The organism is Microcoleus sp. N3A4 (assembly GCF_036701805.1).
Taxonomy (GTDB): domain Bacteria; phylum Cyanobacteriota; class Cyanobacteriia; order Cyanobacteriales; family Microcoleaceae; genus Microcoleus.
Genome location: NZ_JAUBRJ010000071.1, coordinates 22868 through 42359, shown reverse-complemented (window position 1 = coordinate 42359; position 19492 = coordinate 22868). Strand labels below are relative to the sequence as shown.

Sequence of the window (19492 nt, the reverse complement as noted above, 5' to 3'; positions counted from 1 at the left end):
TTTAGCAGGCATTCACTTTGTCTGAATATCATTATGTTATATTATACCACTATGCGTTTTAAATGCACAACAGCTTATACCGCTCATTTGGGTTTTACGGCATCGCTTTTTTGGGAATTATGCTGTTTGTTGTTATGTTAAAGTCTTTTTTCTTCCTTTTTGGTAGGGAATGGTACTGTTGCCATAGATTTTTGGGATGCCTCAATCGCCTTTGTCTGTCAAGAGTTCGGTAGAAAAAGACGATAGGATTCGCTGTCTATCAGAATTCTGAAACCCAGCCACATGAGCACGAAGGGGAAAATCTTGCTCGCATAACGGCTGAGTACCAAAGCAATACCGGGTAGATGCGTCAGAGTATAGGACATAAACAGCCAGCAGCAAACAATAAAATAGCAAATTGGTACGATCACAGCCAGATTTTGGATTGAGCTAGTGGCAAATAGAGGGATATAGATGCCAAGATTGTTACCACCGTTGGAAATTGTGACTGCGGAAACGCGATAAGTCTGCGGGTCGCGAATTACGTCCCAGAGCGATCGCTGCCGAGAATCAAATCCTCGAAATTTAGAGTTTCTTTTCAGATTAGCTGACTTATCTTCGGCTGAATCATCCTTATTCAGGTTGAGCAAATTATTCAAGCCAATGAGTATCGGCAAAATCCCCAGTAGCCCCGTCCAAGTTGACGGAATTGCTAGCCCCAGTAAGAAACCAACTAAACTTACCATGATTAATGTCGTGAACCCTATAAGCTCGCCAACTACAATGTGTTTAGGACGAAAAGTACGATTAACCTCACTGAAGAAGGCCGTCAGATAAATATTGTCGTCAAACGTTGTTGCGACAGCAACAGCCAGTCCGATCTTAATTGTTGCAATTAACCAATCCATTACCATTCCTCACTCAACACCTATCCGATCGCCGAAACTACCGAGTTCTCAATCGCTGTGGAAAATCACCACAATCTCGATATGATAATGTGAGTATCGCATATTGGGTGTAACGAGCGAGCAAATCTGTCAGAGAAAATCTGGTAGTTTATCCGTATCAAGCGGTGCTTTGACTCGATCCCCCATCTTGATCCAGCGTTCATCACCTGTGTTTATCAAAGAAGTCATTATGATTAGCCGTTTGATTGACCGTCTGCCTAGAGGCACAGGTCAAAACATATTACCATCGCTCAGCTTTGCCATTCGTAGGTCGCTTACCTCTAGGTTTGCAGGTCTGTTTTGCATCGGCATTGTCTCGGTTTTGGTCTTGAGTCTGGCTTTTGACAGTCATGCTGTTGCCGCTTCTGCCTCTGGGAATGTACTCTCCCCTCTAGTAAGTCAGGTAAATCAAGCCAAACTGCCTAGAGAATCACCAATGCGGTTACTGGAAACGGTGGGACTATTTGTGGGTGGGATTATTTTCTGTGTAGTTTTGGATCGCTGGTTCTCTAAACGTTCTGCTCAATCTGGCAACACACCCTTAGCTGAGCAAGCGCGGCGGCTCAAGCAACTCAAAATCGGGTATCCAGAGGGGATGACAAATCTGGAAGTTCTCCGCGCTCAAGGCTTGCTCGAAAGCCGTTTGCGACCATTTGGGCTGATTGTCACTTGGACAAGCTTTTTATCAGCTTCTGCTCTGATAGAAGCACTAAGTAATGGGACAATTGATTTCTGCGGCGGCGGTGGTACGGCCAGCATCTTCTCGCAAGCAGCGGATCATGTGTTTGTGCGGGTGGCTAAAGAAAAATATACTGCTCCTAAAGGTCAAGCGATTCTGGTACCGGAAGATTCGCCGATTCAGACGCTGGCGGATCTCAAGGGTAAGAAGATTGTTTTTGACAAAGGCTCAAGCGCCCATTACATACTTGTGCGAGCATTGGCAAAAGTGGGGCTAGAGTTTAGTGACATTGAGCCAATTTATCTGACCCAGCCACAGGCGTTGCCCCTATTCCGACAAGGTGAGGCCGATGCTTGGGTGATTTGGGTTCCCTATACAGCAACTCAAGCCCGAAGCGCTTACCCAGGGCGATCGATTGCAGACCTAGAGAGCATTTTTGGTGATAAAGCCTCTTTAGAAGTTCCGACCTATTACTACGCGATTCCAGAGCTGGTACGCGACTATCCCGACTTGCTCAAGGTGATTTTAGAGGAGGTAAACGAAGCTGGAGCTTGGGCTAAGAAACAGGAATTAGAAGCGGCTGTGCGATTGGCAGAGCACCATGAAATCGATCCGTCTATTGTAGAAATTTTACAGCAACGTAGTGCCGAACGCGCTATTATCCCGATCGACGACCAATCGCTCACGGCCCTACAGCATCAGGCAAATATATTTAGAGATTTAGAACTGATTCCTGAACGAGTGAATGTGAAAGATGGAACCTATAGCCTGCAGACCAAGCAAAACTGGACTTATTAATCTGACACTGGCATTTCATCGCCATCATTCTCGGCATCCCGACCAACTTGGTCGATCTCGGGAGCGACTAAAATTCCAGGCTTTAAGATGAATGAGCTAACAATCACACAGTTCTGCGATCGTTGCATCAGAAATTTCAGCAGGGAGAAGTTGCTGGTTTTGGCCAGGCTTTTGACTTGGGATAGCGTTGCGATCGCTTGAGTGTTGACGTTAGCATTCGCCGCAGCAGGTATCGCCCTATCGTGAGCTTCATGAACTTGAATAACTCGATCTTGACAGCCCTTTCTAAGCGGTTATTTGGGCTGGCTCATTTACTTACCTATCCGCTGCGGCTGTCGATCGGGGGTTATTTGCTGCTTTTGTATCTGTTTCGATAGCTTTTTTGGTTTTGTACTGGCGTCTTTTCTCTCCGGGTTCGGCATTTACTGGTTTGACAATTGCGATCGTGGCAATTTTCTTTTTGGGTGCGGTGCAGTTGGTGAGTATTGGGATTTTGGGCCAGTATGTGGGACAGTCATCTATCGAAGAGTTTCTTCTAAAATGGGGGGAAGAAGTCTTAAATAAAATAGAAGAAGTCAGCATGGATATGAGTGGTAGTTATAAATCATTGGTGAAGAAAATATTGCCAAATGCTGTAGTGACCGCAGACAGATTTCATGTAACAAAAATGATACATGAAGAATTAAATAAAGCCAGAATTGACCAAAAAAAAGCAGCAGAATCACTAAAAATTGAAGAAAAGACTAAATTAATTGATAGTTTAAAAAGTAGTAAATATAGCCTTTCTCAAAAAGATGAGGTATGACTGACAGCTTACATAACCACCCAGACTTATTGGGCCGGGGCCCAACAACGTCCGCGAATCTTTCGCTCGAACCGCTATATATACTCTTAAAAGCCGAGTCTAACTTATCTGAGGAACAAAAAGCAAAATTATTACAGGTGCAATCAGACTCACCACTCGTAAAAATTATGCACTCCTTAAAAGAAGAGTTTCACGCTCTATTTGAAAAATGTAAAAATTTAAGTGCGGGAATATTAGAACTAATCGATTGGTTGAAAAAGGCAGAGCCGTACTATAAAAAGAGCGTAAAGACCATTAAAAGGTGGTTGGCGGAGGTAGTAGGATATTTTGAACAAAGAACAAACAACGGAATGGTTGAAGGTATTAATAATAAATTAAAACTGTTAAAACGCAGTGGATTTGGTTTGAAAAATTTTAAAAATTTTGAAATGCGAGCTTTACTTTTTTGGCATTTTCCTATCATATTTAGCATGACTTTGTACGGAAGAACCGAATAGTGTAGCCAGAGAATGTGCGTTCTTCCTCCATAATTCCACCGAAGTCAATATAATGAAACTCAGAGCCATCAAGGTTATTCCAGCGCGGTAGCTTGAAGGTCTCGATCCGACCCGTTCGATCGATGGTGAAATCTAGTTCGGCTCTCTCACCTTGTACTAAAAAACTGGAATGTAAATGTGATGAATCCTTTGTTGTCCATGACAGATCATCACCACAAAATACAGATGGCAAACAGATTGACTCAGACTGAAGACGACCAACAGCAGACCGCGTAATATCGGAACCCGAAGCTATCATCACCGGGAAAATTCCTAAAAGTTTCCATTGCATTGCACCTACACCGTCTATAATCCGATCCGATCCCACAATTGGTAAGCCATTCATCCATGCTGTAGCGCTCCAAATTAGTCCATGCTCCCAACAAATGACTTGCTCTGCTTTGAATGGAATCCAATTCTTTAATTTGATTTCGCCGTGCATCTGCAATCGCACCGCAGATGCGATCGCAGTTCCAGGAGCGATCGCGTGTTCGAGATATCGTTTTGCTGCTTCTGGTAGGTGAGCGAATTCGTCTGAATGGAATACACGATCCTTAGATTTCGCTGACTCCCACAGCGCATTGAGGGAAAGCTGTTTAGTCATCAAGTGGCGCGACGGGCTGCGTCGCTTGAGATGGATGAGTAATCATTTTATTCCTGGGTTGAATAGACATCTCCAGAAATCAGAGATAGACTCAAGCATAGCCAGGGCTTGAAATTCATTTTTGGAGATGTCTAATAGGCGAATTCATTAAATAATCGATCGTAGCAATCCACCTTCGACTCGCAGAGCAGCACCATTAATTGCAGAGGCTAAAGGACTAGCAACAAATGCAACTAATGCAGCAACTTCAGACGTTGAAGCAAATCGCTGAATCAGTGAAGATGGACGAGTCTTGGTAAAAAACTCTTTCTCAACTTGTTCGGGTGAAATATTTTGATCCTTGGCAAGTCCCTCAATGAAAGTTTCCACTCCTTCGGAACGGGTTGGCCCTGGCAATACAGTATTCACCGTGACACGACTGCCTGCGGTTGTTTCAGCTAAACCACGACTCACGGCTATTTGTGCAGTCTTGGTAACGCCATAGTGAATCATTTCAACGGGAATATTCAAGCCAGATTCACTAGAGATGAAAATGATGCGTCCCCAATCTTTTTTGAGCATTAAAGGTAAGTAATGACGCGAGAGCCTGACACCGCTCATCACGTTTACTTCGATAAAGTTCATCCACTCTTCATCGGAGATATCTTCAAATGCTTTAGCACCATAAATTCCCAAGTTGTTGACCAAAATGTTGACTTCTGGCACTTGTTGAAACAACAATTCAGCTCCCGCTGGCGTTCCTAAATCGGCAGTAATTCCCTGAAGTTTGGCATTGGGGACGCTTTGCTGAATGCTTTTGAGGGCATGATTTACGCGCTCTTCCGTTCTGCCATTGACAATGACTGTTGCTCCTTCCTGGGCAAGTGTCGTAGCGATCGCTAGTCCAATTCCGGCAGTTGAACCGCTGACCAATGCAATCCGATCTGATAGTTGGAGATCCATATTTTCTTAAACCAAATAATGTATAAGCGATCTAGGGTTTCAACTTGCTCAAATAATCAAGCAAGTACCCACTCAATTAGTGGCTGCCTAATCCAATTTTACCACCATTTTACCCACGTTTTTGCCTTCAAAAAGACCGATGAACGCATCCACCGCTCGATCGATTCCTGCCACCACTGTTTCCTGATTCTTCAATTTCCCAGCTTGGAAATAGCCGCCCACTTCCTGTTCAAATTCACTCTGGCGATCGAGCCAATCGCGAACTAGCAGCCCTTTCATCGTCAAGCGTTTGCCAATCATATTAAATAGATTGGAAGGGCCCGGCTGCGGCTTTTGGGCGTTGTAACCGGAGATGCCGCCGCAAGCGATAATCCGGCCGTGCACGCGCAATGCCGAGAGCGCCGCTTCCAGGGTTTCGCCTCCGACGTTATCGAAATAGACATCAATTCCGTCTGGTGCTGCCTGATTCAGTTGTTCGAGAACAGGGCCGGCCTTGTAATCGAAGGCGCTATCAAATCCGCATTCTTCCCGCAGAAACTTGATTTTTTCCGCTGAACCTGCTGACCCGATGACACGACACCCGCGCAATTTCGCCAGTTGTCCGGCCACACTTCCCACCGCGCCGGCGGCTCCCGAAACAAAAATGACATCCCCGGCTTTGACCTCTACTAAATTTAACCCGACCCAAGCGGTCATGCCCGTCATGCCGAGGGCACCGAGGTAAACTGAGGGCGGTTGAATCTCGCGGCTGACCTGATGCAAATCTTTTGGTGCAGCGATGAAGTATTCCCGCCAGCCATAGTTGGAAGTGACAACATCACCCGGCTTGAATTCCTGGGTACGCGACTCAATTACCTCGCCGACTGCGCCGCCTTCCAGTGCTTTGCCTAACGCGAAGGATGGAACATAGGATTTCCCCTCGTTCATGCGACCGCGCATATATGGATCGACTGACATATAGAGATTGCGAACGAGCACTTGCCCCTCTTGAAGTGGCTCTAGTTTGGTCTGGGCGATCGCAAAGTTATCTGCGGTGGGCATCCCGTTGGGGCGAGAGACTAGCTGAATTTCGCGACTCATGATATCTGTCATAATTTTCTCCTTATTGGATTGGGTAGATTTTCAGAACTCGATAGACTTAATTTTGAGCGGTTGCTTTTAATATTTGCTAAAGGCATTGGTGCCAAAGATTGCATTTATTCGAGTTTAGTTTCTCTAGTTTGCTTAATAAAAAAGGCTAGGAAAAAGATTGAGATTGCTGCGGGGAGTGCGTGTTTTATTGACCAGGAAATATAGCTTAAAAAGGGGGGGGACAAGAGCATTTAAAGTTCCCCCAATTTGACTGCTATTAAGCACACACTTTTTTGACGCTGGGCAACTGGCTAACCTTATCCCACCACGTCCGCAGTTTCGGCGTTTGAGCGGTAATCACCTCAAACTCTGGAGTTTGGGAAAGGTAGATAAAGATGGGAATCAGATAGAAATCAGCAATGCTCGCTTCGCTGCCGAGCAGATAGGGGCTACCCGCAGCTAGAGACTCGATCGCCTCTAGAGCAGTTTTTGCAGGCGCGATCGCATTTTTAACTTTCGCCTCATCCGTCTTACCACCCTGACTCGGCACAATCAATCGCTGAACTACAATAGTTCCAATGGCAGGGCCATATAAATAGCTATCAATAATTGCCATGATTTGACGCATCCGAGCTTGAAGCATGGGATCGGAAAAGCTAAACTTGCGATCGCCTAAAGTGGCATCAAGGTATTCGGTAATAGCAGCCGTTTCATAGAGCAGTTCCCCATTTACTTCAAGCGTGGGGACTTTACCAAAGGGATTCTTAGCAAGGTACTCTGCGGACTGGGTTTCACCATTGAAGATATCAACGCTTTGGAGGGTATAGTCTGCGCCTATTTCCTCAAGTAGCAGCCGGACGGTACGGACATAGGTACTGACGGGTGTTCCCCAAACAAGAAGTTTTGACATGATTTATCACTCCTGAATCAAAAATTTAGCCGTTGTTAAGAATACTTTACTCGCGCCAAATCCTAACGATTAACGCTGCTCATATCGGGATAGCGATCGCCCACCGCAATTCCTAATGGCAGCGCTTTCCCGAGCTGGTCTAGTTCTGCTTGAGTCAGCGTCACAGCAGCCGCCGCAATGTTTTCTTCTAAATAGGTGCGGCGTTTGGTGCCTGGAATTGGCACGATGTCTTCGCCCTGCGCCAAAACCCAAGCCAGCGCCAACTGTCCGGCTTTGATGCCCTTAGTCGCGGCCATTTGCTCGATTTGCTCGACGAGTTCCAGATTTTGCTGGAGATTCTCGGCTTGAAAGCGAGGATATCTTTGCGGTCGAGAGTCTCCCTCCGATAGCGTGTCGAGGCTCTTGATTTTGCCTGTGAGAAACCCGCGCCCCAGAGGGCTGTAAGGCACAAACCCAATCCCTAGCTCTCGACAGGTGGGCAAAATCTCGGATTCTGGCTCCCGGCTCCACAGCGAATATTCTGTCTGGAGTGCTGAAATAGGATGCACTGCTTGGGCGCGGCGGATCGTGGCGCTGGCGGCTTCGGAAAGCCCGAGGTAGCGTACTTTCCCGGCTTGAACTAACTCTGCCATTGCGCCTACAGTTTCTTCGATCGGAGTGTTGGGATCGACTCGGTGCTGGTAGTAAAGGTCGATCGCATCTACGCCCAGACGCTTGAGACTGGCATCACAGGCAGAGCGGACATATTCGGGTTTGCCGTTCACGCCTAGAAAGCTGCCGTCGCTACCGCGCACGTTGCCAAACTTGGTGGCGATGATGACTCGATCGCGACAATCTTTAATCGCTTTGCCGACTAACTCCTCATTGTGACCGACGCCATACACATCAGCCGTATCGAGGAAAGTCACGCCTAGCTCTAAGGCGCGATGAATGGTGGCGATCGATTCTGACTCATCGGTTGTCCCGTAGAATTCGGACATCCCCATGCAGCCGAGTCCTAACTCTGAGACTACTAATCCTTGATTCCCCAGTTTTCGCTGTTTCATCATCTTCTGCTGTGACTCTAAAGTTCTTGACGTGTCGGACGGATAATCATTTCATTGACATCAACATCACCGGGCTGCTCGATCGCATAGGCGATCGCATAAAGAGCATTCATTCCCGCTGCTGTATCTTTATCGCCGATCGTGGTAGTCAACTCAGTGGCAACGGCTCTTGGTGAGATATTAGTCGAACGGATTTCGCCGTTTGACTCTAGCCGCAGCACCCCGATCGGGCGATCGCGGCAACCAGTTCTTTGAGCCGATCTTCCCGGCGGGCAGCTAACATCAGTTTGGCTCCACTAGCAGCAAGTCGTTTCGCTGTCGCCTCACCCAATCCACTGCTGGCTCCGGTGATGATTACCACTTTGTTTTGAATCTCAGACATATTGACTTCTGCTGGTTATTGAGTATGGAGCGTGAAACATTGAGTTCAGCTTAAGCTGAACTCAGGATTATTCCACCAGCTCAACTAGCTTGTAGCTGGATCAATGTTTGTGTCCCAGCAGCGTCACTAATCCGAACCGCCATCATCACGCCGTTTGAGTCCTGTCCCGTTAAAACTTCTGTTGGTGAATCGATCGTGTGAGCGTAAGTCACTTCATCTCCACCCACTTCTATTACCAAATCATCCCCTTTTCCAGGGCGATCGTAAATAATAGCATGAAGAGGTGCGTTTTTAATCAATTCTGCGTCACCGACTTCTGAACCGATGATTTCGAGCGAAATATGCCGTCCGCGATTGCCATCAGTAAACTGATCGAAAAATTCACCCCATCGCTGGCGGGGCACAGATTTGTTGATGTCAATTTTATTGGTCATTTCCATTTTATTCACCGTGATGATTGTTTGCGAGAAAAAAGTAGTAAAAACAAATTGGGTTTCTTTTGCAGTCAATTGAATATTTACACAACTTGCCCCATATACTCTCTACCTTTCGATTGAAAGTTTGCACAACTTGCCCCATATACTCTCTATCATTTGAATGTTTTAACAAAAAGTTAGACTCAACGAAAATGTCGTCAACAGGTATTTGTCCGAATCTTCGAGATAATAGTGCATTGGTATCACGGTTTGCCTTCGTGTATGCAGCCAAGATGACCGTATCCTACTGTGTGTAGCAGTTCTTGTATCTCTTTTGAACTCATTTCATCAATATATAGCAATCCTCGCATCAGTCGCCTCTCTCGAGCAAGACCAGAATCCTTGCAGTGCGAGCCAGAAAGCTCGCGTATAATGCAAGCAAATCATTTAGGATTGCTATATAACATTACTATTTTTCTAAAAACTTAGTTAATTGGTTGTATTTAATAGAAATACTCCACGCTTTACATCTGTCATTAGATATACTCGATCGCCTTACACATCCTCTGCCCGCTTAATTGAAGCTTTTTTACCCGCCGCTACGCTGGCCACAACTAAACAGGCTGTTCCTATGGCGATCGGCTCCAGAGTTTCACCAAGCAAAATTGCCGAAGCCAGGAGCGTCAAAAATGGTTGCAACAACTGAATTTGACCTACCCGGGCAACTCCACCCATTGCCATCCCGTGATACCAGGCAAAAAATGCGATAAATTGACTGAAAATACTCACATAAGCAAAACCCAACCAGGCGATCGGTGAAGCTATCAACCCTTCTTTTAAAACAACAAATATTGTCGGTAAAACCTCGAAAGGAGCGAGAATCACCAAGGCCCAACTAATAACTTGCCACCCACCTAAAACCTTAGCTAATCGCCCACCTTCAGCATAGCCAAAAGCAGCAGCAATTACCGAACCCAATAGCGCTAAATCTGCGGGCTGAAGCTGTCCAGCACCGCTAATAATTCCAAAACCGACAACGGTTGCACTACCGACAATGCTAGCCATCCAAAAAGTGAAGTCAGGGCGATCGCCAGCTCGCAAAACCCCCGCTATCGCTGTTGCTAAAGGCAACAATCCCAACACCACAGCACCGTGGGCGGCAGGTACTTGCTGCATAGCCCAAGCCGACAGTACCGGAAATCCCAAAACTACTCCCAATCCGACAACTAATAAACTCCAAAGTTGCTGTTTTGAGGGAATGGGTTGATGGGTAATCCACAGAGTAAATGCTGCTAGTATAGCTGCTACTATTCCGCGTCCCAAACCTACAAAAAGCGGATCTAAATCGCTCACAGCGGCTCTGGTTGCTGGGAGTGTCAAGCTGAATCCAACTACGCCCAAGAAACCGTAAATTAAGCCAATAGTCTCCGAATTCAAGTGAAAATCTTTCGAGTATAATTTCATTGAGTCTCCAATATGGATCAATTTACGGTGTTCTGGATCGCACCCGCTCCATATTACTGCTGAACGTAGTAGTGCTGACCTTATGCAGGTATAATGCTACAATAATAATTTGTGAATTTCTCTCTTTCTTAACTCTGTGTTCTCTGTGTTCTCTGCGGTATAAAAAAATCATGTTGACACTTTACGAATATTCGATGTCTGGGAATTGCTACAAAGTTCGCTTGATTTTAACTCAACTGAATATTCCCTTCATTCGCCGAAAAATTGATATTCTCAAAGGAGAAAGTCGAACTACCGAGTTTTTGCTGAAAAATCCTAACGGCCGCATTCCTGTTTTAGAGATTGAACCGGGTAAGTTTCTATTTGAATCCAATGCGATTATGTTTTACGTAAGCGAATCAACTGACTTTTTCCCAACTGATAAATTTGAACGCGCTCAAGTCATGCAGTGGTTGTTTTTTGAACAGTACAGCCACGAACCTTTTATTGCTACTTCTCGCTTTTGGTACATAACAGGAAAAGCTGAAGAATATCAGGAAGCACTCCAACAAAAACAAGCACCGGGTTATGCTGCTTTGGGGGTGATGGAACAGCATTTAGAAAACCATGCTTTTTTTGCGGGCGATCGCTATTCTATTGCTGACATCGGTTTATTTGCTTACACTCACGTTGCGGGCGAAGGCGGATTTGATTTGACCGGGTTTCCTGCAATTCAAACTTGGATCGAGCGAGTCAAGAATCAGCCTCGATATACTAGCATTGCAGATTAAGATTTAATCTCTAGTTAGAATGCCCGTTTATAATACTCGGCGGTTTCAACCGATCCGAGACAAATTTTCGTCCTTCTCTAAGCTGTTGAACATTTAAAACAGATTGTATGGTGCCGGGCGTCCGAAGTGTTTCCCGTTTAAGCGGAGCGTGTTGGCGGATGACGCACCCGGAACAGCCAAGTTAGTGGTTTAAATGCACAACAGCTTGAGAGACTAAAGAATAAATAAAGAACCTTAGCTACTTTCGGGTCGCAATGCACACCTTACGCTGTACTTAGGAGAAAAAATGGTTGTTGCACAATTACTATTTATGAATTGTCGATCGCCACATTTTGCCCGGTTTCGCTCGATCGCCTCGCAGCATCTGCGACCTTCAAAGCGTACAAACTACTGGCATTATTCACGTACAAAGGCGTACCGTTTAACAAATATTCCAACACCATATCGGTATCTTTGGCAAACAAACCGCGCCGCGTTCCTACTTTGATGGTGCTCCGATTTTCTCCCTGAATTAATTGACCGGATTCAGGAGTAAAAATCAGTGTTCCTGCTTCTCCGTAGATGGTAAAAATGTTTTCCGACTGCCAAAAAGTCTCTCCTTTTCCATAAACAGCTTCAGCGACGAGGCCATTAGCAAAGCGCAACTGTGCGTTGCACAAACAAGCTTTGTAGAAATCCGCCTGAGTGTCCCAAAATTGAGCTTGACAGTTAACGCTTGCCACTTCTCCGAACAAATCAGTAAATCGGTGCAGTCGCGAAATTGCACCGACTAAGGGAAACCCAAATAACGAATGTTGAAAAGTCCAGCGCTCAGGTACGGAACGTTGAGGAGCAATAGTAAGGTAGCGGGCGTAAAAAACTTTACCGACTAATGGCAAAGATTCTTTGATTGCTTGGTGCAAACCGCCTAACAGTTCGATGTGTTCGATGTGGAGGAGTTTTTGCTTTTGGGCGGCAAGTTCGATCGCCCTTTCGGCCTCAGATACGTCTAAAGATAGAGGATATTCGACCACAACGTGCTTGTCGTTTTCCAGTGCCGCTAGGACGATCGCCCCGTGATCCCGATTCACCGTACAGACAATCACCAAATCTAAATCGTCTCTTTCTACCAGCTTGCGCCAAGAAACCGCAGCCTCGGCCCCGAATGTTTCACAAAATGCTGCCGTTTGATCCGGGCTGCGGCCCGCAACTGCTACCAAGTTCGATCGCCCGTCAGCTTGAACAGTCTCCGCCCTCAACTTCGCGGCAAAACCAGTACCCACAATTCCGACTCTAATTGGAGAATTGACCGAAAAACCAAAGCGAGTATTAATCTGAGTCATGGGATTTGAGATTTTAGTTACTGACTTGCGGTGCATGGGTTTAGGGTTCCATCGCCCAGATTTTAAGCTGTGGTTGTGGTGCGATTTATTCGATCGAGCCTTCAACACCCAAGTCTTGATGCGATCTAACTATACATTTCACCGCCGGCACAGACAAAATTGCAGCAAGTCTTGCTGAAACTCGATCGACACACCCCATACCAACAACCGGGTTTTTGTGCTGTAGGGATCGAAACAGGATTTTTCCTAGAAACCGGGTTTTTTAGCGCAAGTCTTGCGGCAACAGTATCACACGGCTGAACCCAACATAGGTATAAGCAATCAAGATGAAATTAGAAAAAGTTATAACTAATCCCATTCAAATTTTTGGTAAATGAGTGTTGCAACCTTGCTTCTTTCCCCTACTATCATAGAGGGAACCAACCTAAGACCTAACCTCAAAGCTAATAGAGCCTTGAAGGTTGCATTAGGAAAAATTATCAATCTTGTTGAATTTTTGAGAGGATTTAGTGCATGCCAACTTACAAAGTTACCCTCATCAGCGAAGCCGAAGGACTTAACCAGACCATTGACGTTGAGGACGATACTTACATTCTCGATGCTGCGGAAGAAGCAGGACTCGACCTCCCCTACTCTTGTCGCGCTGGTGCTTGCTCCACCTGCGCGGGCAAAATTACAGCAGGCACAATTGACCAATCTGACCAATCTTTCTTAGATGACGACCAAATCCAGGCCGGATATGTCCTCACCTGCGTCGCCTATCCCCAGTCTGACTGTACGATCGAAACTCACCAAGAAGAAAACCTCTACTAAGAAAGGACACTCCGCAGGATACCTTAAGAAACCCGGTTTCTCCTTTCCCAAATTAAGCTGAAATAGCGCAATTACGTTAAGAAACCGGGTTTCTGAGTCCAAGACTGCAACAAAGCCGCCAGCAGTCTCTCACTCCCAGCTATGAATTCCTAGCTGTTTGAGCAGATAGCTGACCAAATAATTTTAGATTTTAGATGGCCGATTTTAGATTGATGGTGAAACCACTCTAGAATCCAAAGTCTAAAATCTAAAAATTTTAGGACTTACGCCAGAAATCGGAAAAATCCGGGATTGAAATAGTAGCGGCGCTGCTGGCGATCGCCAAAATCAATCATTTTTGTGCAAGTCCTAAATTTTTGCAGGTTATACTAATTCTCAAAACTCATGCAACAGCAGCCTCCGGGTGCGTTGCCACCCTTAAATCCTAAAAAAGAGCGACTTGTCGAACAGCGACGCACCGGTGCATACAGTCTTTCAGGAAACAAACTTAACACTCATGATTGTTGCTTTCTGGAGGCGAGAATTGGTATTAATTAGCAAATCCAGCCTTTCTAACCTCTTGATTCTTTAGTCTCGCGTTGCGCGAACTTCGTTTGGGTAATGGCGATTGAAATCGCCGAACCCGATCGACTATTCGCGCCAAAATGTAATGTTATCGCTGAGCGGCACAACTTGAGCGCCAGGAAAATAAAAACTGAGAATTCGAGATCCGTTCCAGCCCAAATTAGCCAAATTGTAAGAACCAGTCTGACTCATTCCCACCCCGTGCCCGAAACCGCCTCCGACAAAAGCATAACCGTTGAGAGTTTTGTCGGGATTGTAAATTGGTTCTAGGTAAAAAAGCGTGCTGATCGGCGGGTAAAAAGCATTGCGAATTTCGTCTTTGTCGATATCAATCGGGCCCAAGTCAGTTTGAACCTTCATTTTCAAAACTCGACCTGCAGGCGACCTTTCCACCACTTCCACCTGAGTGACAGTTTTAAAATTAGCCAGCGGGTGCTGTTTCTTCTGAAGATACTGTTTGAGAAATCCCCCAATCGCCGTCAAAGAAGCTGGTTCGCGCCACCGAAACGTTTCTTCTTTTTCCTCATTAAACCCTTTTTCCAAAGCCATAAAGCGGCGGAAATTGTTTTCGTCAGACAAACTCTGCTTGGACAAATCCCACACATTGTTAGGGGAATCGACGATCGATCGCAAATAAGGACGTTCCGGGCCATGCCACACATCCCCAAAAGTCGCTGTCACGCCACCGCTAGACGCGGAATAGAGCGCGTCTACTAGCTGATTTTCGTAAGTTAGCACCAAACCGCTCGTTTGGGCGATCGCCTTATCGCTTTGCGGGTAAACCTCCGTCAAACCTAGATAAACTTGGCAGTTAACATCAGCGCACAACTCATAATTATCCACAGCAAACCGGCGCAAATTTCTCAGGGCGTAAGTTCTGGCCAAAATAGTTTGAGCGACAATCGCAGCGTAAGGCGAAAAAGCCCCAATTTCGTGAGGAACAACACCCCGCAAATAAGTTTCCGTCAGCACTTCATTCACCAAAGTATAAGTGCCGTAAGCATTTGTTTGCAGGCGCAAATTGCCGCCATAACGGCGAGTTTGTTGAATAGCTTTTTCGGGTTCAGTAGCTGTCGCCTCTTGGGTAGTTTGTTCCAATACCTCGATCGCATTTTTACCCGCCGTCACATCCAACTCATTGCGGTTGAAACGAAAGCCGTTTAAAACCCAAAATGCCTGGGGTATTTGTTTTAAAACTTTGGAATCCAAAAAAGCTGTTGTGTTCCCTTGAGCTTGCAAACTTTGCAACAGCCAGCGCCGCACCAAAGGAGAGTTATAAACATCTCTTTTTGCCCAAACTTGCCAGCGCAAAGGTTGAGCAATTTCTACTTCTATTCCCTGGGCGCGCCACTGATTGGCGCTGTCTTCCGCACTCTCAAAACTGCGGTGAGAACTGAGTACCACTCGTTCTTCTACTAAGGGCGATTCCAGCGGTTTCGGGGCTATTTCTAACTTGACGCTAGCAGCAGTTTTGGTTTCTATGCCTTGAGGAGTTTTGTAACGCAAAGTTAAGCTGTCGCCCGGTAATGCTTTCAGCGTCAGTTTGTCGGTTGCTTTGGTGCCAAACCGCTGCACCACGCCGATTTTGATCGGTCTATTTTGGGGAGTTTGGGCGTATCCCGCAGCGCTGAAGATGGGCAACAGGCACAATGCGGTGAAAACAGTGCTAGAAATGCAGCTAAACCATTTGTAATTGGGAGTTGGAGGTGCTTGAGCGAACACGGTTATCTGTCTCGCGATAGTTGAAATTGGGGGATTTTTGATTGTACGTTAGCACATTTGGCGGCTGCTATAGGGGAATTGCGGAAGAAAGGCCAATACGCTTGAGCTAGCCGTAGGGTGTGTCGCCTGCGATAAATCCCTAAAAAAAAGCGACAATCTCGCAGCGACGCACCTTGCAAAATAGTTGTGCTCTCAGAAACCGGGTTTCTTCGTAGATTTCTCGCTACTAAACACAAAATTTCGTAGAAACCCGGTTTCTAGCCTCCCATGAGAAGCCCTGAAAGTATCCAAACTTTAGGTACAGGTGCGTCGCCACTCGAAAAGTCGATATGCAAGTTGGGGATTTTCTGTGGCGACGCACCCTACGACTACTTTAAATAGAGTATTGAAGGCGATCGATCTATGAAAAGGCATGAAAAATTTGTCAGGGAATCCTGCCGAGAAATAACCTCTCACCAGACAACCGCCAGGGAATTAATTCCCCGATCTCCCCAAAGTTACGAAGGTATGGAGCGACCAAAAAACGAAAAACAATCATGTGCTTGACAAGGCTACACACTAATTTTATATTCAACATAGAGAAGTCGTCAAAATATCTCGTGCAACACCAAGCTATCAAAGTTAGAATCTATCCAACTCAAAGCCAAGAACAAAAATTGGCTCAAGCGTTTGGTTGTTCGCGTTGGTGGTGGAATTTTGCCCTAAATAAGTCGATAGAGACTTACAAAGAAACAGGTAAAGGAATAGGACAAATAGCGCTAAATGCCATATTGCCCAAACTCAAGAAACAAGAAGAAACATCTTGGTTGGCTGATTGCTACAGTCAGGTATTGCAGGCTACTACTCTCAAATTAGTTACAGCTTATAAAAATTTCTTTGAGGGTCGAAGCCGATTTCCGAGATTCAAGTCAAAGAAAAGTAAGCAATCTATTCAATACCCTCAAAACGTCAAAATATTAGCCAATAACACTATTAAGATTCCTGGTGAAGTCGGGGAAGTGAGAGCTAAGATTCATCGACAGATTGATGGAAAAGTGAAAACCGTTACCGTGAGCAAAACACCTGCGGGAAAATATTTTGCCTCGATATTAGTTGAGATAGAGGGAGAAAAGCCACGGAGTTCAACTGAGGGCAATGTAATAGGTATTGACTTAGGCGTTAAGGACTTTGCAGTAACTTACGAGGGAGAGAAAGTATCTAAATATAGCAATCCCAAACATTTAGCCGTGCATGAAAAAAATCTCAAGAGGAAACAGCAAAAATTAGCTAGAAAAGAAGATGGTAGTAACTCAAGGTTCAAAGCAAAAAAAATAGCCGCTAGGGTATACGAGCGAGTATCAAACGCACGTCAAGATTTTCTACACAAGCTTTCGCATAAGCTAGTCAACGAAAACCAAGTTGTGGTAGTAGAGAATCTTAATGTCAAAGGCATGGTGCGAAATCATAACTTAGCTAAAGCAATATCTGATTGTGGATGGGGAATGTTCACTAATTTTCTAGCCTATAAATTAGAACGTAAGGGTGGAAAGTTAGTAGAGATAAATAGCAGGGTAAGCGCATCTAATTTGGTATCAAATGTAACAGACTCCAAAAAGAGGGTGCAGTATTATAGCACCCCGGTTTGTCCGAGAGATTCTATAATAACTCCCAAGCTCAGTAGAAAATAGGAATGAATACTCTATGACTAAAGGATTTTCACCAGTTGTTGCGAGTGCTCCCATTAAAAACCATAAAAACCCAGCCTCAACCTATTTCTATGCAAGAACTAGAAGGGGGTTTGTTGAATTATTTTGATGACGTACCCGATCCAAGAGTTGACCGTACTAAATATCACTTACTTAAAGATATTATAGTGATTGCTTTGTTAACGATAATAGCTGGAGGTAACGGATGGGAATATCTGGAAAATTATGGAATAAGTAAACAGCACTGGCTCAAACAATTTTTAGAATTACCCAATGGCATTCCTCATCATGATACGTTTCGTAGAGTTTTTGAAAAATTAGACCCCAAAATTTTAGAACAGAAGTTAACTCAATGGGTGCAAAAATTTCTCGGTTCAGTTGTTAACCAAGTTATCCCGATTGACGGAAAAAGTCTTCGGGGGTCTTCTGACCGAAATCAGGGCAAAAAAAAATTTACATTTAGTGACAGCGTGGGCTTCAAAAAATCGTTTAGTCCTCGGCCAAGTTAAGGTAGACAGCCATTAATCATGAAATTACAGCAATTCCAGCTCTATTAGAATTAATCGACGTAACCGGCGCAATTATTACATACAATGGATGCAATGGGAACTCAAACGGAGATTATTAAACAGATTGTTCATAAAAAAGCTAATTATGTAGTTTGCTTAAAAAGTAATCACCCGACTCTTTACAATCAAGTTAAATCTTGGTTTGAGCTTCAATCAAGTCGCCAAGCAAGATGGAGTTAAAATGACGGATTACCGTCAAGTATAAAAAGGGCATAACCGGATTGAGAAAAGAAGGGTTTGGGCCATTCCCGTTTCAGAATTTGGATGCCTTTATAATCAAGATAAATGGGCGGGACTCCAGACGGTTGTTATAGTCGAACGGTTTCGACAAGAGTGGAATGGAACCTCTCATGAAGTCCAGTTCTATCTAAGTTCTTTAACCGTAGATGCTCAAAAACATGGTTCTATTATTCGGGAACATTGGAGCATTGAAAATAAAGAACATTGGGTTTTAGATGTGACTTTTGAAGAAGATAAATCTCGGATACGAGCGTTTAATAGCCCTCGAAATTTGGCGTTACTCAGACGGATGGCCCTTAATGCCCTCAACCTGTGAAACCACCCTATCCCGTAGCTTGAGACAAAAAAGGAACCGGGCAGCGATGAGTGAGGAGTACATGATGCTTATTCTCAAATCCTTGTGTCAAGCCTGATTGAGATGCTCTTACCCTGCATGGAGTTCGACTACACTTTGTTGTTTGAGCCAGTTATGTAAACTCTCAAACCCTTGAATATTGTTAGTGAACTTTTTGGGTTTGGTTGCACGACTTTCCTTCAGTAATGAGACATGAAAGTCTCTTTTGCTGATGTCTATACCTAAGACTGTTGATGTCATTTTTGGCTCCCAATATACTCCGATTTATGAAAGAACCGACAGGCAATTAAAGACTAGCCTTGTTAATGCAGGCTTTCAATGGCGATGCCGAGAGCCTCAGATACTGTCCAGTATTTGTGTGCGCCTGTCATCAGTAATGTCCGCTTATCTACGCAACAGACTTATGCAGTCTAAGGGGCGGGCCAACTTCACCAATTTCTGATGTCCGATCGCAGCACTTTCGCCTGTTACAGAACCTTTTGTATAAAACTTTCCTTGTTTCTTTAGATTCGCTTTGCTTGTCGGCTCGATCGCCTGACTGTCTGCTCGATCGACTGATTGTCGGTTCGAGCGCCCACTTGTCGGCTCAATCGACTGACTGTCGGTACGATCTAATCAATGACGTGGCGATCGACCGTCCTCACTCTTTTAAGATACAAGGGGCGGGTTCGCGATCGATTGTGTCACCCACAAATCATTTTTATAAACCCGCCCCCACCCAACAAATAACCCCAAACAACATCCCCGCCACCGGGTTAAATTCAATGAATTATTAATATTTGGGTGGGTGGGGGCGGGTTTTTACGATCCGTCGTTGGGTGTCATATATTTCGGTGAACCCGCCCCTACAGGATTGTGATATTATGTATTGTT

The 19492-nt window shown here is 45.1% G+C and carries 22 protein-coding genes and 1 pseudogene; 10 read left to right on the top strand and 13 right to left on the bottom strand.

Going from position 1 to position 19492, the window contains the following annotated elements; all coding sequences use genetic code 11:
* Positions 1 to 218: 218 nt before the first annotated feature.
* Entirely contained in the window at positions 219 to 887 is a 669-nt protein-coding gene (locus QUA56_RS29455) for a cadmium resistance transporter (RefSeq protein ID WP_333365329.1), read from the bottom strand.
* A gap of 229 nt (positions 888 to 1116) precedes the next feature.
* On the opposite strand from QUA56_RS29455, the gene QUA56_RS29450 reads away from it, so the two are divergent.
* From QUA56_RS29450 to QUA56_RS29440, 3 genes are all read left to right on the top strand, one after another.
* Positions 1117 to 2403 carry an ABC transporter substrate-binding protein gene (locus QUA56_RS29450; RefSeq protein WP_333365326.1) on the top strand — a complete coding sequence of 429 codons (1287 nt, stop codon included), beginning with the start codon at positions 1117 to 1119 and terminating at the stop codon, positions 2401 to 2403.
* 430 nt (positions 2404 to 2833) lie between these two features.
* Positions 2834 to 3208, top strand: coding sequence for a transposase (locus QUA56_RS29445; protein WP_333365323.1), 375 nt, complete (start codon positions 2834 to 2836; stop codon positions 3206 to 3208).
* Positions 3205 to 3705 (top strand): transposase, encoded by a 501-nt coding sequence (locus QUA56_RS29440; RefSeq protein ID WP_333365320.1) that lies wholly within the window; start codon positions 3205 to 3207, stop codon positions 3703 to 3705. Before QUA56_RS29445 ends, QUA56_RS29440 begins: the two co-directional genes overlap by 4 nt.
* Here QUA56_RS29440 and QUA56_RS29435 read toward each other — a convergent pair.
* The 9 genes from QUA56_RS29435 to QUA56_RS29400 form a co-directional block, all read right to left on the bottom strand.
* Positions 3674 to 4348, bottom strand: coding sequence for a DUF6920 family protein (locus QUA56_RS29435; protein WP_333365317.1), 675 nt, complete (start codon positions 4346 to 4348; stop codon positions 3674 to 3676). The two genes, QUA56_RS29440 and QUA56_RS29435, sit on opposite strands and share 32 nt — an antisense overlap.
* 147 nt (positions 4349 to 4495) lie before the next feature.
* Complete coding sequence (locus tag QUA56_RS29430; RefSeq protein WP_333365314.1) at positions 4496 to 5290, bottom strand: SDR family oxidoreductase; 795 nt, start codon at positions 5288 to 5290, stop codon at positions 4496 to 4498.
* Between the two features lie 87 nt (positions 5291 to 5377).
* A complete protein-coding gene (locus tag QUA56_RS29425) occupies positions 5378 to 6382 on the bottom strand; it encodes an NADP-dependent oxidoreductase (protein WP_333365312.1) in 1005 nt (334 codons plus the stop codon).
* Positions 6383 to 6638: 256 nt separating this feature from the next.
* A complete protein-coding gene (locus QUA56_RS29420; RefSeq protein ID WP_333365309.1) occupies positions 6639 to 7271 on the bottom strand; it encodes a glutathione S-transferase family protein in 633 nt (210 codons plus the stop codon).
* A gap of 62 nt (positions 7272 to 7333) precedes the next feature.
* A complete protein-coding gene (locus tag QUA56_RS29415) occupies positions 7334 to 8320 on the bottom strand; it encodes an aldo/keto reductase (protein ID WP_333365306.1) in 987 nt (328 codons plus the stop codon).
* 14 nt (positions 8321 to 8334) lie between these two features.
* Positions 8335 to 8538, bottom strand: coding sequence for a hypothetical protein (locus tag QUA56_RS36965; RefSeq protein WP_445242960.1), 204 nt, complete (start codon positions 8536 to 8538; stop codon positions 8335 to 8337).
* Positions 8526 to 8699 (bottom strand): SDR family NAD(P)-dependent oxidoreductase, encoded by a 174-nt coding sequence (locus tag QUA56_RS36960; protein ID WP_445242959.1) that lies wholly within the window; start codon positions 8697 to 8699, stop codon positions 8526 to 8528. Before QUA56_RS36960 ends, QUA56_RS36965 begins: the two co-directional genes overlap by 13 nt.
* 80 nt (positions 8700 to 8779) lie before the next feature.
* On the bottom strand, positions 8780 to 9208 hold the full coding sequence (locus QUA56_RS29405) for a DUF5335 family protein (protein ID WP_333365303.1): 429 nt from the start codon (positions 9206 to 9208) through the stop codon (positions 8780 to 8782).
* Between the two features lie 462 nt (positions 9209 to 9670).
* Positions 9671 to 10579, bottom strand: coding sequence for a DMT family transporter (locus tag QUA56_RS29400; RefSeq protein WP_333365301.1), 909 nt, complete (start codon positions 10577 to 10579; stop codon positions 9671 to 9673).
* 170 nt (positions 10580 to 10749) lie between these two features.
* Here QUA56_RS29400 and QUA56_RS29395 point away from each other — a divergent pair, with 170 nt between their 5' ends.
* Positions 10750 to 11349 (top strand): glutathione S-transferase family protein, encoded by a 600-nt coding sequence (locus QUA56_RS29395; protein WP_333365298.1) that lies wholly within the window; start codon positions 10750 to 10752, stop codon positions 11347 to 11349.
* A gap of 308 nt (positions 11350 to 11657) precedes the next feature.
* On the opposite strand, the gene QUA56_RS29390 is transcribed toward QUA56_RS29395, so the two are convergent.
* A complete protein-coding gene (locus tag QUA56_RS29390; RefSeq protein WP_333365296.1) occupies positions 11658 to 12671 on the bottom strand; it encodes a Gfo/Idh/MocA family oxidoreductase in 1014 nt (337 codons plus the stop codon).
* Here QUA56_RS29390 and QUA56_RS29385 point away from each other — a divergent pair.
* From QUA56_RS29385 to QUA56_RS29375, 3 genes are all read left to right on the top strand, one after another.
* Positions 12670 to 12849 carry a hypothetical protein gene (locus QUA56_RS29385; protein ID WP_333365293.1) on the top strand — a complete coding sequence of 60 codons (180 nt, stop codon included), beginning with the start codon at positions 12670 to 12672 and terminating at the stop codon, positions 12847 to 12849. The two genes, QUA56_RS29390 and QUA56_RS29385, sit on opposite strands and share 2 nt — an antisense overlap.
* Positions 12850 to 13184: 335 nt before the next feature.
* A complete protein-coding gene (locus tag QUA56_RS29380) occupies positions 13185 to 13484 on the top strand; it encodes a ferredoxin (protein WP_333365292.1) in 300 nt (99 codons plus the stop codon).
* Positions 13485 to 13868: 384 nt separating this feature from the next.
* Entirely contained in the window at positions 13869 to 14021 is a 153-nt protein-coding gene (locus QUA56_RS29375) for a hypothetical protein (protein WP_333365290.1), read from the top strand.
* A 93-nt stretch (positions 14022 to 14114) separates the two neighbouring features.
* Here QUA56_RS29375 and QUA56_RS29370 read toward each other — a convergent pair whose 3' ends face one another.
* The gene (locus QUA56_RS29370) at positions 14115 to 15770 is read right to left on the bottom strand and encodes a SpoIID/LytB domain-containing protein (RefSeq protein ID WP_333365287.1); all 1656 of its coding nucleotides are present in this window, start codon (positions 15768 to 15770) and stop codon (positions 14115 to 14117) included.
* A gap of 599 nt (positions 15771 to 16369) precedes the next feature.
* On the opposite strand from QUA56_RS29370, the gene QUA56_RS29365 reads away from it, so the two are divergent.
* Both QUA56_RS29365 and QUA56_RS29360 read left to right on the top strand, forming a co-directional pair.
* Positions 16370 to 17437, top strand: a complete 1068-nt coding sequence (locus QUA56_RS29365) for an RNA-guided endonuclease TnpB family protein (RefSeq protein WP_333365284.1) — start codon at positions 16370 to 16372, stop codon at positions 17435 to 17437.
* 89 nt (positions 17438 to 17526) lie between these two features.
* Positions 17527 to 18677 (top strand): annotated as a pseudogene (locus QUA56_RS29360) (ISAs1 family transposase).
* Positions 18678 to 18688: 11 nt separating this feature from the next.
* Here QUA56_RS29360 and QUA56_RS29355 read toward each other — a convergent pair.
* Positions 18689 to 18859 (bottom strand): hypothetical protein, encoded by a 171-nt coding sequence (locus QUA56_RS29355; protein WP_333365281.1) that lies wholly within the window; start codon positions 18857 to 18859, stop codon positions 18689 to 18691.
* A 239-nt stretch (positions 18860 to 19098) separates the two neighbouring features.
* Here QUA56_RS29355 and QUA56_RS29350 point away from each other — a divergent pair, with 239 nt between their 5' ends.
* Entirely contained in the window at positions 19099 to 19395 is a 297-nt protein-coding gene (locus QUA56_RS29350; RefSeq protein ID WP_333365278.1) for a hypothetical protein, read from the top strand.
* The last annotated feature ends 97 nt before the right edge of the window (positions 19396 to 19492 follow it).

Bases quoted from the DNA above. Each gene is read 5' to 3' on its own strand.
- QUA56_RS29420 (WP_333365309.1), bottom strand. From the start codon at position 7,271: ATGTCAAAACTTCTTGTTTGGGGAACACCCGTCAGTACCTATGTCCGT.
- QUA56_RS29425 (WP_333365312.1), bottom strand. From the start codon at position 6,382: ATGACAGATATCATGAGTCGCGAAATTCAGCTAGTCTCTCGCCCCAAC.
- QUA56_RS29435 (WP_333365317.1), bottom strand. From the start codon at position 4,348: ATGACTAAACAGCTTTCCCTCAATGCGCTGTGGGAGTCAGCGAAATCT.
- QUA56_RS29430 (WP_333365314.1), bottom strand. From the start codon at position 5,290: ATGGATCTCCAACTATCAGATCGGATTGCATTGGTCAGCGGTTCAACT.
- QUA56_RS29400 (WP_333365301.1), bottom strand. From the start codon at position 10,579: ATGAAATTATACTCGAAAGATTTTCACTTGAATTCGGAGACTATTGGC.
- QUA56_RS36960 (WP_445242959.1), bottom strand. From the start codon at position 8,699: ATGTCTGAGATTCAAAACAAAGTGGTAATCATCACCGGAGCCAGCAGT.
- QUA56_RS29380 (WP_333365292.1), top strand. From the start codon at position 13,185: ATGCCAACTTACAAAGTTACCCTCATCAGCGAAGCCGAAGGACTTAAC.
- QUA56_RS29355 (WP_333365281.1), bottom strand. From the start codon at position 18,859: ATGACATCAACAGTCTTAGGTATAGACATCAGCAAAAGAGACTTTCAT.
- QUA56_RS29395 (WP_333365298.1), top strand. From the start codon at position 10,750: ATGTTGACACTTTACGAATATTCGATGTCTGGGAATTGCTACAAAGTT.
- QUA56_RS29415 (WP_333365306.1), bottom strand. From the start codon at position 8,320: ATGATGAAACAGCGAAAACTGGGGAATCAAGGATTAGTAGTCTCAGAG.
- QUA56_RS29385 (WP_333365293.1), top strand. From the start codon at position 12,670: ATGGGATTTGAGATTTTAGTTACTGACTTGCGGTGCATGGGTTTAGGG.
- QUA56_RS29375 (WP_333365290.1), top strand. From the start codon at position 13,869: ATGCAACAGCAGCCTCCGGGTGCGTTGCCACCCTTAAATCCTAAAAAA.
- QUA56_RS29440 (WP_333365320.1), top strand. From the start codon at position 3,205: ATGACTGACAGCTTACATAACCACCCAGACTTATTGGGCCGGGGCCCA.
- QUA56_RS29450 (WP_333365326.1), top strand. From the start codon at position 1,117: ATGATTAGCCGTTTGATTGACCGTCTGCCTAGAGGCACAGGTCAAAAC.
- QUA56_RS29455 (WP_333365329.1), bottom strand. From the start codon at position 887: ATGGATTGGTTAATTGCAACAATTAAGATCGGACTGGCTGTTGCTGTC.
- QUA56_RS29390 (WP_333365296.1), bottom strand. From the start codon at position 12,671: ATGACTCAGATTAATACTCGCTTTGGTTTTTCGGTCAATTCTCCAATT.